Origin of the sequence: Pseudomonas sp. MIACH (assembly GCF_001269925.1) — a bacterium.
Lineage (GTDB): Bacteria > Pseudomonadota > Gammaproteobacteria > Pseudomonadales > Pseudomonadaceae > Aquipseudomonas.
In genome coordinates, this window is record NZ_LHVO01000053.1 from 319542 (window position 1) to 333445 (window position 13904).

11 protein-coding genes are annotated in these 13904 nt (G+C 58.5%); 2 read left to right on the forward strand and 9 right to left on the reverse strand.

Annotated elements, in window-relative coordinates; all coding sequences use genetic code 11:
• Positions 1 to 10 precede the first annotated feature (10 nt).
• The 9 genes from bamA to rpsB all read right to left on the reverse strand — a co-directional run bounded on the left by bamA (position 11) and on the right by rpsB (position 9949).
• The gene (bamA, locus tag AD670_RS21950; protein ID WP_053137245.1) at positions 11 to 2398 is read right to left on the reverse strand and encodes an outer membrane protein assembly factor BamA; all 2388 of its coding nucleotides are present in this window, start codon (positions 2396 to 2398) and stop codon (positions 11 to 13) included.
• Positions 2399 to 2472: 74 nt separating this feature from the next.
• Positions 2473 to 3825 (reverse strand): sigma E protease regulator RseP, encoded by a 1353-nt coding sequence (gene rseP / locus AD670_RS21955; RefSeq protein WP_053137248.1) that lies wholly within the window; start codon positions 3823 to 3825, stop codon positions 2473 to 2475.
• 53 nt (positions 3826 to 3878) lie between these two features.
• Positions 3879 to 5069 carry a 1-deoxy-D-xylulose-5-phosphate reductoisomerase gene (ispC, locus tag AD670_RS21960; RefSeq protein WP_053137251.1) on the reverse strand — a complete coding sequence of 397 codons (1191 nt, stop codon included), beginning with the start codon at positions 5067 to 5069 and terminating at the stop codon, positions 3879 to 3881.
• Positions 5066 to 5875, reverse strand: a complete 810-nt coding sequence (locus AD670_RS21965; protein ID WP_053137254.1) for a phosphatidate cytidylyltransferase — start codon at positions 5873 to 5875, stop codon at positions 5066 to 5068. Before AD670_RS21965 ends, ispC begins: the two co-directional genes overlap by 4 nt.
• On the reverse strand, positions 5876 to 6631 hold the full coding sequence (gene uppS, locus AD670_RS21970; RefSeq protein ID WP_053137257.1) for a polyprenyl diphosphate synthase: 756 nt from the start codon (positions 6629 to 6631) through the stop codon (positions 5876 to 5878). It abuts the gene before it with no gap.
• 17 nt (positions 6632 to 6648) lie between these two features.
• Positions 6649 to 7206: a ribosome recycling factor gene (gene frr, locus AD670_RS21975; protein WP_053137260.1), complete on the reverse strand. Its 558-nt coding sequence runs from the start codon at positions 7204 to 7206 to the stop codon at positions 6649 to 6651.
• The gene (pyrH, locus tag AD670_RS21980) at positions 7203 to 7946 is read right to left on the reverse strand and encodes a UMP kinase (protein WP_003172271.1); all 744 of its coding nucleotides are present in this window, start codon (positions 7944 to 7946) and stop codon (positions 7203 to 7205) included. The genes frr and pyrH overlap by 4 nt, the downstream gene beginning before the upstream one ends.
• A 209-nt stretch (positions 7947 to 8155) precedes the next feature.
• The gene (gene tsf, locus AD670_RS21985; RefSeq protein WP_027604480.1) at positions 8156 to 9019 is read right to left on the reverse strand and encodes a translation elongation factor Ts; all 864 of its coding nucleotides are present in this window, start codon (positions 9017 to 9019) and stop codon (positions 8156 to 8158) included.
• 192 nt (positions 9020 to 9211) lie between these two features.
• The gene (gene rpsB, locus AD670_RS21990) at positions 9212 to 9949 is read right to left on the reverse strand and encodes a 30S ribosomal protein S2 (RefSeq protein ID WP_003219330.1); all 738 of its coding nucleotides are present in this window, start codon (positions 9947 to 9949) and stop codon (positions 9212 to 9214) included.
• Between the two features lie 387 nt (positions 9950 to 10336).
• Here rpsB and map point away from each other — a divergent pair, with 387 nt between their 5' ends.
• Positions 10337 to 11119, forward strand: a complete 783-nt coding sequence (map, locus tag AD670_RS21995; RefSeq protein ID WP_053137263.1) for a type I methionyl aminopeptidase — start codon at positions 10337 to 10339, stop codon at positions 11117 to 11119.
• Positions 11120 to 11185: 66 nt separating this feature from the next.
• Entirely contained in the window at positions 11186 to 13888 is a 2703-nt protein-coding gene (locus AD670_RS22000; RefSeq protein ID WP_053137266.1) for a [protein-PII] uridylyltransferase, read from the forward strand.
• Positions 13889 to 13904 lie beyond the last annotated feature (16 nt).

The window sequence follows — 13904 nt, forward strand, 5'->3', positions numbered from 1 at the left end:
GGTCAGACGCTTAGAACGTCTGGCCGAGGGAGAATTGGAAAATCTGGGTTTCAGCGTTATCCGGTTTCTTGATCGGCATGGCCAGAGCAAAGCTCAACGGGCCAAGCGCAGTCACCCAGGTCACACCTACACCCACCGAGCTCGCCAGGTTGCTGAGGCTCACGTCGTTGCACTCAGTCCTGGACTTCACGCCGCTTGGGTTGGTGATCTGTTCGCACTTGGAGTCGAACACGTTACCCACGTCCCAGAAGACCGAAGTTCGCAGGGACCGCTGATCTTTGACAAACGGCAGCGGGAACAGGATTTCTGCACCACCCTGGATCAACACGTTACCACCGAATGGCAGCGGGTCGTTGTCGGAGTCAGCTACGGTGCCCTGGTTACCGGTCACCCCAACACCACGGCTCGGTGTACCACGCGGACCCAACGTGCTGTCCTTGAAGCCACGTACCGAGTTGAAACCACCTGCATAATAGTTTTCATAGAACGGCAAGCCGTTGGTCGAACCATAACCATCGCCATAACCCAGCTCAGTGTGCAGGCGCATGGTGTAGTTATCGCTCAGTGGCTGGAACAACTGGCCACGGTAGTCGAGCTTGAAGAACGACAGGTCGCTGCCTGGCGTCGTTGCTTCCAGAGTCAGGCTCTGGGAGTGACCACGGGTAGCCAGTACACCTTTGTTCAGGGTCGACTCGGACCAGCCGGCGGACGCCTTGAAGTTCAGGAACTTGTCACCTTCCTTGCGGGTGAAGTCAAAGATCTCATCCACGGTGTATACACCGGTCTTGATCTCATCCTGTTGCGCAGTCAGGCCGAAGGTCAGGCGCGAAGTCTCGCTGATCGGGTAACCGATGTTGGCGCCCACGCCCAGGCTGTCGATTGCATAGCTTGCTACGTCAACGTCGAGGTCTTTGTAGTCGGTGGTGCGGTAGAAGGCGTTGTAGCCCAGGCTCACACCGTCTGCAGTCCAGTAGGGGTCGACATAACCGAAGTTATAGCGGCTCTGGTATTCGCTTCGGGTCAGGCCGATGGATACCTTGTTACCGGTACCCAGGAAGTTGTTCTGGGTAATGGAACCACCAAGGATCAGACCGGCACTCTGTGCGAAACCGACGCTGGCGGTGATCGAACCCGACGCTTGCTCTTCCACGGCGTAGTTCACGTCAACCTGGTCATCCACACCCGGTACGGCCGGGGTTTCGACGTTCACTTCCTTGAAGAAGCCCAGGCGCTCAAGACGGGTCTTGGACTGGTCGATCAGATAGGTCGACGCCCAGCCACCTTCCATCTGGCGCATTTCACGGCGCAGCACTTCGTCCGCAGACTTGGTGTTGCCACGGAAGTTGATACGGTTCACGTAGGCACGCTTGCCTGGATCGACGACAAAGGTGATGTCCACCGTGTGGTCTTCATCGTGCGGGGTCGGCACGCCGTTGACGTTGGCGAAGGTATAGCCTTCGTTACCCAGGCGACGGGTGATCAGTTCGGACGTGGTGGTCATCAGCTTGCGCGAGAACACCTGGTCTTTCTGCACCAGCAGCAGGGCCTTGACCTGGTCTTCAGGTACTTTCAGGTCGCCGCTGAGCTTCACGTCACGAACCTTGTACTTCTCACCTTCATTGACGTTGACAGTGATGTAGACGTGCTTCTTGTCCGGGGTGATGGACACCTGGGTCGAAGCGATATCCATGTTGATGTAGCCACGGTCCAGGTAGTAGGAGCGCAGACGCTCCAGGTCACCGGAGAGTTTTTCACGGGCGTACTTGTCATCGTTCTTGAAGAACGACAGCCAGTTGGTGGTCTTGAGTTCGAACAGGTCGATCAGGTCTTCATCAGCGAACTTGGTATTGCCCACCACGTTGATGTGCTGAATCGCCGCCACGGTGCCTTCGTTGATGTTGACCTTGAGGCCGACACGGTTACGTGGCTGCGGCACCACTTCCGTTTCCACGGTCGCGGAGTAGCGCCCCTGGGCAACGTACTGGCGTTGCAGTTCATTACGCACACCTTCAAGGGTGGCGCGCTGGAAGATCTCGCCCTCGGCCAGGCCGGATTGCTTCAGGCCCTTCATCAGGTCTTCAGTAGAGATCGCCTTGTTGCCTTCGATCTCGATACTGGCGACAGACGGTCGCTCGACGACGGTGATGACCAGGACGTTACCTTCGCGACCCAGTTGGATGTCTTGAAAGAACCCGGTTTTGAACAGCGCACGAGTGGATTCCACCAGGCGACGGTCATCAGCCTGTTCCCCGACGTTCAACGGCAACGCACCAAACACGCTACCCGCGGAAACCCGCTGGAGGCCGTTGACGCGAATATCGGAGATAGTGAAGGACTCGGCGTGAACTTCGGCGATCATCAATACGGTGAGAACCGCAGTTAGCAGCAGACGTTTCATGAAGTCCTTTCTTATTCCAACTGGCAATAAACAAACTGCCGCAAAATGCGGCAGATTCGCAATTCAGCGAAGCGTTACAGTCGACCCAGATCGTTGACCAAGGCTAATAACATCACCCCGACCACCAAACTGATACCGATCTGTATCCCCCAACCCTGCACCCGATCCGACAAGGGGCGACCACGCACCCACTCGACCAGATAAAACAACAGATGCCCCCCATCCAATACAGGAATGGGCAGCAAATTCAGAACCCCCAGGCTAATACTCAGATAAGCCAGGAAATTCAGGAAATCCGCGACACCCGACTGGGCAGAAGCGCCCGCCACTTTAGCAATGGTTATCGGTCCACTCAAGTTTTTTACCGAGAGCTCGCCGAACAACATTTTCTTAAGGGATTCGAGTGTCAGCACACTCATGGTCCAGGTGCGTTTTGCACCCTCGCCAATTGCCGCCAGCGGCCCGAAACTGACCTCACGCACCATCGACGGCGGCCACTCCGGACTCTTGACACCAGCGCCCAGGTAACCCCCGGCCGCCTTGGCTTCCCCACGTACCGCCAGGGTCACGGGGATGTCGATTTGAGCACCGTCGCGCTCAACTTTCAGCACAATTTTGGTATCAGGACGTACACGTACGAGGTCGACCACCTGCTGCCACTCACCCAGCACCTGGCCATCGAGGGCCAGCAGGCGATCGCCGGTTTTCAGGCCAGCAGCCTGGGCCGGACCTTTAGGATCCAGCTCGGCAAGGACTGGCGGCAGCGCAGGACGCCAGGGTCGGATACCCAGGGACTTGATTGGATCAGGCTCATCAGCACCCTTGAGCCAATGATCCAGAGCCAACGCGCGCGGAGTTTCGGCACTGGAATCCTGCTCACGCACCACGACATTGACGGTACCGCTCTCACCCAAGCGACGCACCAGCTGCAAATTGACCGCGCCCCAACCCGTAGTCGGCTCGCCATCAATGGATACAATTTCCTGCCCCGCGACCAGACCTGCCTTGGCTGCGATGCTGTCCGCCTCGACTGCGCCGATGACCGGGCGCACCTGCTCGCTGCCGAGCATGGCCAACACCCAGAAAAACACCATCGCCAACAGGAAGTTGGCGATCGGACCCGCGGCAACAATAGCGATACGCTGACGAACGGTCTTGCGATTGAAGGATTGGTCCAACTGATCGGCCGGCACTTCGCCTTCACGCTCATCGAGCATCTTGACGTAGCCACCCAACGGGATAGCCGCAATCACGAATTCGGTGCCACGCCGGTCGTGCCAGCGAACCAGCGGCATGCCGAAGCCGACGGAAAAGCGCAGTACCTTGACGCCGCAACGACGTGCCACCCAGAAGTGGCCGAATTCGTGGAAGGTAACCAGCACGCCCAGAGCAACCAGGGTGCCGACAATCATGTAAAGCGCACTCATCTAATTTCTCCGCATCCCAATCCAGTGCCCAAAGGCTCAATCGCGCCCACAGATTAACGCGCGTTGCGGTTCAACCATTGTTCGGCCAAGGCACGTGCCTTGGTATCTGCCTCGAATACCGCGCCGAGGTCATTCACTGCCACTACGGGCTCAAGCCCCAGGACGTCCTCGATGATACTCGCGATCTGCGGAAAACGGATGCGCCGCTCGAGAAACGCCGCCACAGCCACTTCATTCGCCGCATTAAGCATCGCCGGCGCGCTGTTACCAGCCTCCGCTGCCTCACGCGCCAGGCGCAGACAAGGAAAACGCTGCTCGTCCGGCGCTTCAAAGTCCAGGCGGGCAATAGTAAACAGATCCAATGGCGCCACGCCGGAATCAATCCGCTCAGGCCAGGCCAGGGCATTGGCGATGGGCGTACGCATATCGGGATTGCCCAATTGAGCCAATACCGAGCCATCCACATAGTCGACCAGTGAATGGATCACACTTTGCGGGTGAATCACCACCTCGACCTGATCTGGTCGCGCATCGAACAACCAGCACGCCTCGATCAACTCCAGGCCTTTATTCATCATGCTTGCCGAGTCCACGGAGATCTTGCGCCCCATCGACCAGTTCGGGTGCGCGCACGCCTGATCTGGTGACACGCGCTCCAACTCCGCCAAGGGAGTTTGCCGAAAAGGGCCACCCGAAGCGGTCAGCAGAATCCGACGCACGCCAACCTGGCTCAGGCCGCGGGCAAAGTCACCGGGCATGCACTGGAAGATTGCGTTGTGCTCACTGTCGAGGGGCAGCAGTACGGCACCGCTCTTGCGCACCGCCTGCATAAAGAGCGCCCCAGACATCACCAGCGCTTCTTTGTTGGCCAGCAGGATCTTCTTGCCGGCGTCCACGGCAGCCAAGGTCGGACGCAAGCCGGCGGCACCGACGATAGCGGCGACCATCGTATCCACCTCAGCAGCGGCCGAGACCTGACACAATCCCTCCTCCCCCACCAGCACCTGAGTGGCCAGCCCGGCAGCCCGCAGATCATCCTGCAGGTTCCGCGCTGCCAAACTTTCAGGCACTACAGCAAAGCGCGGCACATGACGCACACACAACGCCAACAACTCGCTCAGGCGGGTGAACCCGGTCAAGGCAAACACTTGATAGCGGTCAGGATGACGGGCGATCACATCCAGGGTACTCAAGCCTACCGAGCCGGTTGCACCCAGCACGGTCACTTGTTGCAGGCGGCTCACGAAGCAGTCATCCACAGCAGCACGGCAAAGATCGGGATGGCGGCAGTAAGGCTATCGATACGGTCCAGCACGCCGCCATGCCCCGGCAGCAGATTGCTGCTGTCCTTGATCCCGGCCTGGCGCTTGAACATGCTTTCAGTGAGATCACCCACTACCGAGATAAACACGACGATGGCCGTACCGATCAGCGCCAGGAGGATCTCCTTCACCGACCAGTCGCGCACCACACCCACCACAAGCGTGATCACCAGCGTAAGCGCGAGGCCACCATACACCCCTTCCCAGCTCTTGCCCGGACTGACTGCCGGCGCCAGCTTGCGCTTACCGAATGCCCGACCCGAGAAGTAGGCGCCGATATCAGCGCCCCAGACCAGCACCATCACCGCCATGATCAACCAGTTGCCCATCGGCGAATTCTTGATCTCCACCAGCCCTTGCCAGGCCGGCAGCAGAATCAACAAACCGATCACCAACTTGCTGGCAACACTGGCCCACTGACCACTGCTGCGCGGAAAAGTCAGCACCAGGTAGGTCGCAAGCGCCCACCACAGTACCGCCGCCCCCAACACCCAAGGCACGATGATGCTCGACAGGGTATGCATCAGAAACAGCAGTACCGCCACGACAACGGCATACACCACACGCGGCAGCTGCTCGCTGAAACCTGCCAAACGCGCCCATTCCCAGGCGCCCAGGGTGACGACCAGGCCGATAAACAGTGCAAAGCCGGAACCATCGAGCAGGAAAAACCCGCACAAGGCAATCGGCAACAGGATCAGTGCTGTGATGATTCGTTGTTTAAGCATTTAAACCCGGGCTCCAGCTTCGATCTGCTCACTCGTTTTACCGAAGCGACGCTGACGGGAAGCGAAATCGGCCAGCGCAGTACGCATGGCATCGTGTTTGAAGTCCGGCCAGAACAGGTCGGAGAAGTACAGCTCGGTGTAGGCCAACTGCCACAGGAGGAAATTGCTGATGCGATGCTCACCACCCGTGCGGATGCACAAGTCAGGCAGCGGCAGGTCGCCGGTCACCAGACAGGTTTGCAACAGTTCAGGCGTGATGTCGTCCGGCCGCAGATGACCTGCCTGCACCTCGCGGGCCAGCCGCTGCGCAGCCTGGGCGATATCCCACTGACCGCCGTAGTTGGCTGCGATCTGCAACACAAAACGGTCAGCGCCAGCAGTGATGGCCTCGGCTTCGCGCATGGCCGCCTGCAGCTCCGGATGGAACCGCGAACGATCACCGATGATGCGCAGACTGATGTTGTTGTCATTAAGGCGCTTGGCCTCACGACGCAGCGCCTTGAAGAACAAATCCATCAAGGCGCTGACTTCTTCGGCGGGCCGCTGCCAGTTTTCACTGGAGAAAGCGAACAAGGTCAATACCTCGACCTTGGCCTCTGCACACACCTCAACCACAGCCCGCACTGCATCGACACCCGCTTTATGCCCGGCGACACCCGGCATAAAGCGTTTTTTCGCCCAGCGATTATTCCCATCCATGATGATCGCGACATGGCGCGGCACCACAGAGGGCACAGTCTGCTTGGTCTTTTCCATGAAGGCGTCCTGACCCCTTATACGGCCATCAGGTCCTTTTCTTTTTCTTCGGTGGCCTTGGTGATCTGGGCCTCGGATTCCTTGGTCAGCTTATCGATATCAGCGATGGCACGACGCTCTTCGTCTTCGCTGATTTCCTTGTCCTTGACCAGCTTCTTCAGGTCGCCCAAGGCATCGCGACGGATGTTGCGTACGGCAACGCGAGCGTCTTCAGCTGCACTGCGCGCCTGCTTGGTGAAGCCCTTGCGGGTCTCTTCAGTCAGGGCAGGCATGGAGATCAGCAGCAACTCACCCAGGTTGGTCGGGTTGAGGTTCAGGCCGGCGCTTTGGATGGCCTTGTCGACTGCGGCGAGCATATTGCGCTCGAAAGCCACGACTTGCAGGGTACGCGAGTCTTTTACGGTGATGTTGGCCACCTGGGTGATGGAAGTATCTGCGCCGTAGTACGGCACCATCACGCTACCCAGGATGCTTGGGTGAGCCTTGCCGGTACGAATCTGACCAAATGCGTGGTTCAGAGAGTCCAGGGATTTCTGCATACGCTCTTGAGCGTCTTTCTTGATTTCGTTGATCATTGTTGGCCTTCCTCGATCAGAGTCCCTTCCGCGCCGCCGTGTACGATATTCAGCAGGGCACCGGGCTTGTTCATGTTAAATACGCGCAGCGGCATCTTGTGGTCGCGGCACAGGCAAATAGCCGTCAGGTCCATCACACCCAGCTTGCGATCCAGCACTTCATCGTAGGTCAGATGATCGAACTTCTCGGCATGCGGGTCTTTGAATGGGTCTGCGGTGTACACGCCATCAACCTTGGTCGCTTTGAGCACCACATCAGCATCGATCTCGATAGCGCGCAGGCACGCCGCCGAATCGGTGGTGAAGAACGGGTTGCCCGTGCCAGCAGCGAAGATCACCACTTCCTTGGCATTCAGGTGGCGCATGGCTTTGCGGCGATCATAGTGATCGGTCACGCCCACCATGGAAATAGCCGACATCACGATAGCCGAGATATTGGCACGCTCCAGGGCGTCGCGCATGGCCAGGGCGTTCATCACAGTGGCCAGCATGCCCATGTGGTCGCCGGTGACCCGATCCATACCGGCCGCACTCAGTGCCGCACCGCGGAACAGGTTGCCCCCGCCGATCACCAGGCCGACTTGTACGCCGATGCCGACCAATTGGCCGACTTCCAGCGCCATACGGTCGAGGACCTTGGGATCGATCCCGAACTCTTCCGAGCCCATCAGGGCCTCGCCGCTAAGCTTGAGTAGAATGCGTTTATAGCGAGCCTGATAACCACTGCCCTGCTGAGCCATTGCGAATCTCTCCTGCGGCGTATTTTTAAAAATTCTTGGCGAGCCGTTTACGGCTTGCGTTCACTCTAGCTGGACGCTCTCACAGCGCCATCGGAACACGGCTTTGTAAGCCAGTTCCGAGGGTAAGCCAATAAAATCGGCCTGCCCATTTGAAAAGAGGCTGCGCGCGTGAGCGGGCAGCCTCTTTCGGGCGACAGTTGAAAACTGTCTTATTGCTTGGCGGCAGCCAGCTGGGCAGCAACTTCTTCAGCGAAGTTGTCGACCGGCTTCTCGATGCCTTCGCCTACTTTGAAGTAAGTGAAGGAAACGATTTCAGCACCGGCTTTCTTAGCCAGTTCGCCAACCTTGATTTCAGGGTTCTTGACGAACGCCTGCTCAACCAGGCTTGCTTCGGCCAGGAACTTGCTGATACGGCCTTTGACCATATTTTCAACAATGTTTTCTGGCTTGCCTTTGATTTTCTCTTCGTTCAGCTGCAGGAACACAGCCTTTTCACGCTCGATCGCTTCGGCAGAAACTTCCGAAGGCAGCAGGAACTCAGGGTTGCTGGCCGCTACGTGCATAGCGATGTCCTTGGCCAGTTCAACGTTGCCGCCCTTCAGGACAACTGCAACGCCGATCTTGTTGCCGTGCAGGTAACCACCAACAACATCACCTTCAACGCGTACCAGGCGACGGATGTTGACGTTTTCGCCAACCTTGCCAACCAGTACCAGGCGATCAGCTTCTTGAGCGGCGATCAGCGGAGCAACGTCAGTCAGTTTGTCGGCGAACGCTTTTTCAACGCTGGCAGCAACAAATGCCTTGAAGTCGTCCTGCAGGGCCAGGAAGTCGGTCTGAGAGTTCACTTCCAGCAGAACAGCAGATTTGCCGTCTTCTTTCAGAGCGATAGCGCCTTCAGCAGCCACGTTGCCTGCTTTCTTGGCAGCCTTGATGGCGCCGGAAGCACGCATGTCATCAATGGCTTTTTCGATGTCGCCGTCAGCCTTTTCCAGGGCTTTCTTGCAATCCATCATGCCTTCGCCGGTACGCTCACGCAGTTCTTTAACCAACGCTGCAGTAATTGCTGCCATTTTCAAATTCCTCTTGGATAGGTTTTCAACCATTCCACCCGATCGAACGGGGGATCAATTCTTCCCGAACCACCCTTGTTAGCCGCTGCACGTTACAGGTGATGTAGCTGCGCTGCTCACAAATGGTTTTCGAGGTGGCAAAAAGGGGGCCAAGCCCCCTTTTTGCTTACTGAGTCAACGCCAGGGCGTCAATTACTCAGCTGCAGCTACCGGAGCTTCTTCAACGAACTGCTCGGTACCACCAGCAACGTGGTTGCGACCACGGATTACAGCGTCAGCCATCGAACCCATGTACAGCTGGATAGCGCGGATTGCGTCATCGTTGCCTGGGATGATGTAGTCAACGCCTTCCGGGCTGCTGTTGGTATCGACTACGCCGATAACAGGGATGCCCAGCTTGTTGGCTTCGGTGATCGCGATGCGCTCGTGATCAACGTCGATAACGAACAGTGCGTCAGGCAGACCGCCCATGTCCTTGATACCACCCAGGGAACGATCGAGCTTTTCCAGGTCACGAGTGCGCATCAGCGCTTCTTTCTTGGTCAGCTTGGCGAAAGTACCGTCTTCGGCTTGCACTTCAAGGTCACGCAGACGCTTGATGGAAGCACGGATGGTTTTGAAGTTGGTCAGCATGCCGCCCAACCAGCGGTGATCGACGTACGGCGAACCGCAACGTGCTGCTTCTTCAGCAACGATCTTGCCAGCGGAACGCTTGGTGCCGACGAACAGAATCTTGTTTTTGCCCTGGGCCAGGCGCTCTACGAAAGTCAGAGCTTCGTTGAACATTGGCAGGGTTTTTTCAAGGTTGATGATGTGGATCTTGTTACGCGCGCCGAAAATGTACTTACCCATTTTCGGGTTCCAGTAACGGGTCTGGTGACCGAAGTGCACACCGGCCTTCAGCATATCGCGCATGTTGACTTGGGACATGATAGTTCCTTAATAAGTCGGGTTTGGCCTCCACGTATCCCAATGACCAACCAGCGGCATCAAGGCCTCCGGCACCCAGGTCATCGTGTCGACACGTGTGTGGATTTAAGCTTTTCGGGGTATCCCCGGAAAGCGGCGCATTTTATACCACACGAAGGGCGAAAACGAAACCCGCAATCACATTTGGCATCCGCGACTTGTGCGCAAGCCTTTGAATAGAGCCGATATAACCCCAGCTGATAGAGAGAAGCGATCGTCAGGGGCTCATGATTTGCCGCCCGCGTCTGTTAGAATCGCGTTTTTTGTGGCTTGTGCGAATTCAGCAACCTTTTGTCGCACGCCCGTAAACCGTATTGATTTCAGCGCGCCGCGCTAGAGAGAGCCTGTATGACCGTTAGTTTGAAAACCGCCGAAGACATCGCCGGCATGCGCATTGCCGGCAAGCTGGCTGCCGACGTGCTGGAAATGATTGCCGAGCACGTCAAGCCCGGCGTTACCACCGAAACCCTGAACCAGATCTGCCATGACTATATCGTCAATGTGCAAAAGGCCATCCCTGCCCCCCTGAACTACAAGGGTTTCCCCAAGTCGATCTGCACTTCGGTCAACCACGTGGTCTGCCACGGGATCCCGGGCGACAAGCCGTTGAAGGACGGCGACACCCTGAACATCGACGTCACCGTGATCAAGGACCGCTACTTCGGCGACACCAGCCGCATGTTCCACGTCGGCACCGTGCCGGTCTGGGCCGAGCGCTTGTCCCAGGTCACCCAGGAATGCATGTACAAGGCTATCGAAATCGTCAAGCCTGGCTGCCGCCTGGGCGACATCGGTGAAGTGATCCAGAAGCACGCCGAAAAGAACGGTTTCTCGGTGGTGCGTGAATTCTGCGGCCACGGTATCGGCACCGTGTTCCACGAAGAACCGCAGATCCTGCACTACGGCCGCGCCGGCACCGGCATGGAGCTCAAGGCAGGCATGACTTTCACCATCGAGCCGATGATCAACCAAGGCAAGGCCGACACCAAGGTATTGGGCGACGGCTGGACGGCCATCACCAAGGACCGCAAGCTCTCGGCCCAGTGGGAACACACCCTGCTGGTCACCGAAACCGGCTACGAGATCTTCACCCTGCGCGCCGACGACACGATCCCACGCGTCTCCGCATAAAAGGCTGCCAAGGTTTTCCCCAACTGTGTTGTGACTGACTGACTAGATAGAAAGGAAAGCCGATCGATGCCCCAGGTGGATCCCGAACTCTTCGACCGTGGCCAGTTCCAGGCGGAGCTGGCACTGAAAGCGAGTCCCATTGCCGCGTTCAAAAAGGCCATCCGCCAGGCCCGCGAGGTGCTCGACGAGCGCTTTCGCAGCGGCCGGGACATCCGCCGACTGATCGAGGACCGCGCCTGGTTCGTCGATAACATCCTGCAAAAGGCCTGGGAACAGTTCAGTTGGAGTGAAGACGCCGATATTGCCCTGGTGGCGGTCGGCGGCTACGGCCGTGGCGAGCTGCACCCCTACTCCGACATCGACCTGCTGATCCTGCTGGACAGCGCCGACCATGAGATCTTTCGCGATTCCATCGAGCGTTTTCTGACGCTGCTGTGGGACATCGGCCTGGAAGTCGGCCAGAGCGTGCGCTCGGTGGACGAATGCGCCGAAGAGGCCCGCGCCGACCTCACCGTCATCACCAACCTGATGGAAAGCCGCACCATCGCCGGCCCCGAGCGCTTGCGCCAGCGCATGCTCGAAGTCACCAGCACCGCGCACATGTGGCCGAGCAAGGATTTCTTCCTGGCCAAGCGTGCCGAACAGAAGGCCCGGCACCACAAGTACAACGACACCGAATACAACCTGGAACCCAACGTCAAAGGCTCCCCAGGTGGGCTGCGCGATATCCAGACGATTCTGTGGGTAGCGCGTCGCCAATACGGCACTCTGAACCTGCGCGCCCTGGCCGGCGAAGGCTTCCTGGTGGAAAGCGAAAACGCCCTGCTGGCGTCGTCCCAGGAATTCCTGTGGAAAGTGCGCTACGCCCTGCACATGCTCGCCGGGCGCTCCGAAGACCGCCTGCTGTTCGACCACCAACGCTCCATCGCCACCCTGCTGGGGTTTGAAGGCGAAGACGCGAAGACCAGCATCGAAAGCTTCATGCAGCAGTACTATCGGGTAGTCATGAGCATCGCCCAGCTCAGCGACCTGATCATCCAGCACTTCGAAGAAGTGATCCTCGCCCCCGAAGACGAAGCTCCGCCGCAGCCGATCAATTCGCGCTTCCAGTTGCACGACGGCTATATCGAGGCGCGCAACGACAACGTGTTCCGCCGCACCCCGTTCGCCATGCTGGAAATCTTCGTGCTGATGGCCCAGCAGCCGGAAATCAAGGGCGTACGCGCCGATACCATCCGCCTGCTGCGGGAAAACCGTCACCTGATCGACGATGACTTTCGCAACGACATTCGCAACACCAGCCTGTTTATCGAGCTGTTCAAGTGCAAGATCGGCATCCACCGCAACCTGCGCCGCATGAACCGCTACGGCATCCTCGGGCGCTACCTGCCGGAGTTCGGCTTTATCGTCGGGCAGATGCAGCACGACCTGTTCCACATCTATACCGTGGACGCCCACACCCTGAACCTGATCAAGCACCTGCGTAAGTTGCAGTACACCCAGGTGTCCGAGAAATTCCCGCTGGCCAGCAAGCTCATGGCCAAGCTGCCCAAGCCGGAGTTGATCTACCTCGCCGGCCTGTACCACGACATCGGCAAGGGCCGGCACGGTGATCACTCGGAAATCGGCGCAGTGGATGCCGAGGCGTTCTGCCAGCGTCACCAGTTGCCACTGTGGGACAGCCGCCTGATCGTCTGGCTGGTGCAGAACCACCTGGTGATGTCGACCACCGCCCAGCGCAAGGACTTGTCCGACCCGCAGGTGATCCACGATTTCGCGCAGATCGTCGGCGATGAAACCCGCCTCGACTACCTGTACGTGCTGACCGTCTCCGATATCAACGCCACCAATCCGACCCTATGGAACTCCTGGCGCGCAAGCCTGTTGCGCCAGCTCTACACCGAGACCAAGCGTGCCCTGCGCCGAGGCCTGGAAAACCCGGTGGACCGCGAAGAGCAGATCCGCCGCACCCAAAGCGCGGCGCTGGATATCCTGGTGCGCGGCGGCAACGACCCGGACGACGTCGAGCAACTGTGGTCGCAATTGGGTGACGATTACTTCCTGCGCCACACCGCCGGCGATGTGGCCTGGCACACCGACGCGATCCTGCAGCAACCGGCTGATGGCGGCCCGCTGGTGCTGATCAAGGAAACCACCCAGCGCGAATTCGAAGGCGGCACGCAGATCTTCATCTATGCGCCCGACCAGCACGACTTCTTCGCCGTGACCGTGGCGGCCATGGACCAGCTCAACCTGAACATCCATGACGCCCGCGTCATCACCTCCAGCAGCCAGTTCACCCTCGACACCTACATCGTGCTGGATACCGAAGGCGAGTCCATCGGCGATAACCCGGCGCGGGTGAAAAAGATCCGCGAAGGCCTGACCGAAGCGCTGCGTAACCCGGATGACTACCCGACCATCATCCAGCGTCGAGTACCGCGCCAACTCAAGCACTTTGCCTTTGCGCCCCAGGTAACCATTTCCAACGATGCCCAGCGTCCGGTCACGGTGCTGGAGCTCAGCGCGCCGGACCGGCCAGGCCTGCTGGCAAGGATCGGCGGCATTTTCCTGGAATTCGATTTGTCACTGCAGAACGCCAAGATCGCAACCCTGGGCGAACGGGTGGAAGACGTGTTCTTTATTACCGATGCCGATAACCAGCCGCTGTCCGACCCGGAACTGTGCCGCCGCTTGCAGGAAGCCATCGTCCAGCAGTTGAGCGTCAATCAGGAAAATAGCGTTGAGTTGTCGCGCTTGAGTATCTGACCGACAGCCTTTTTTT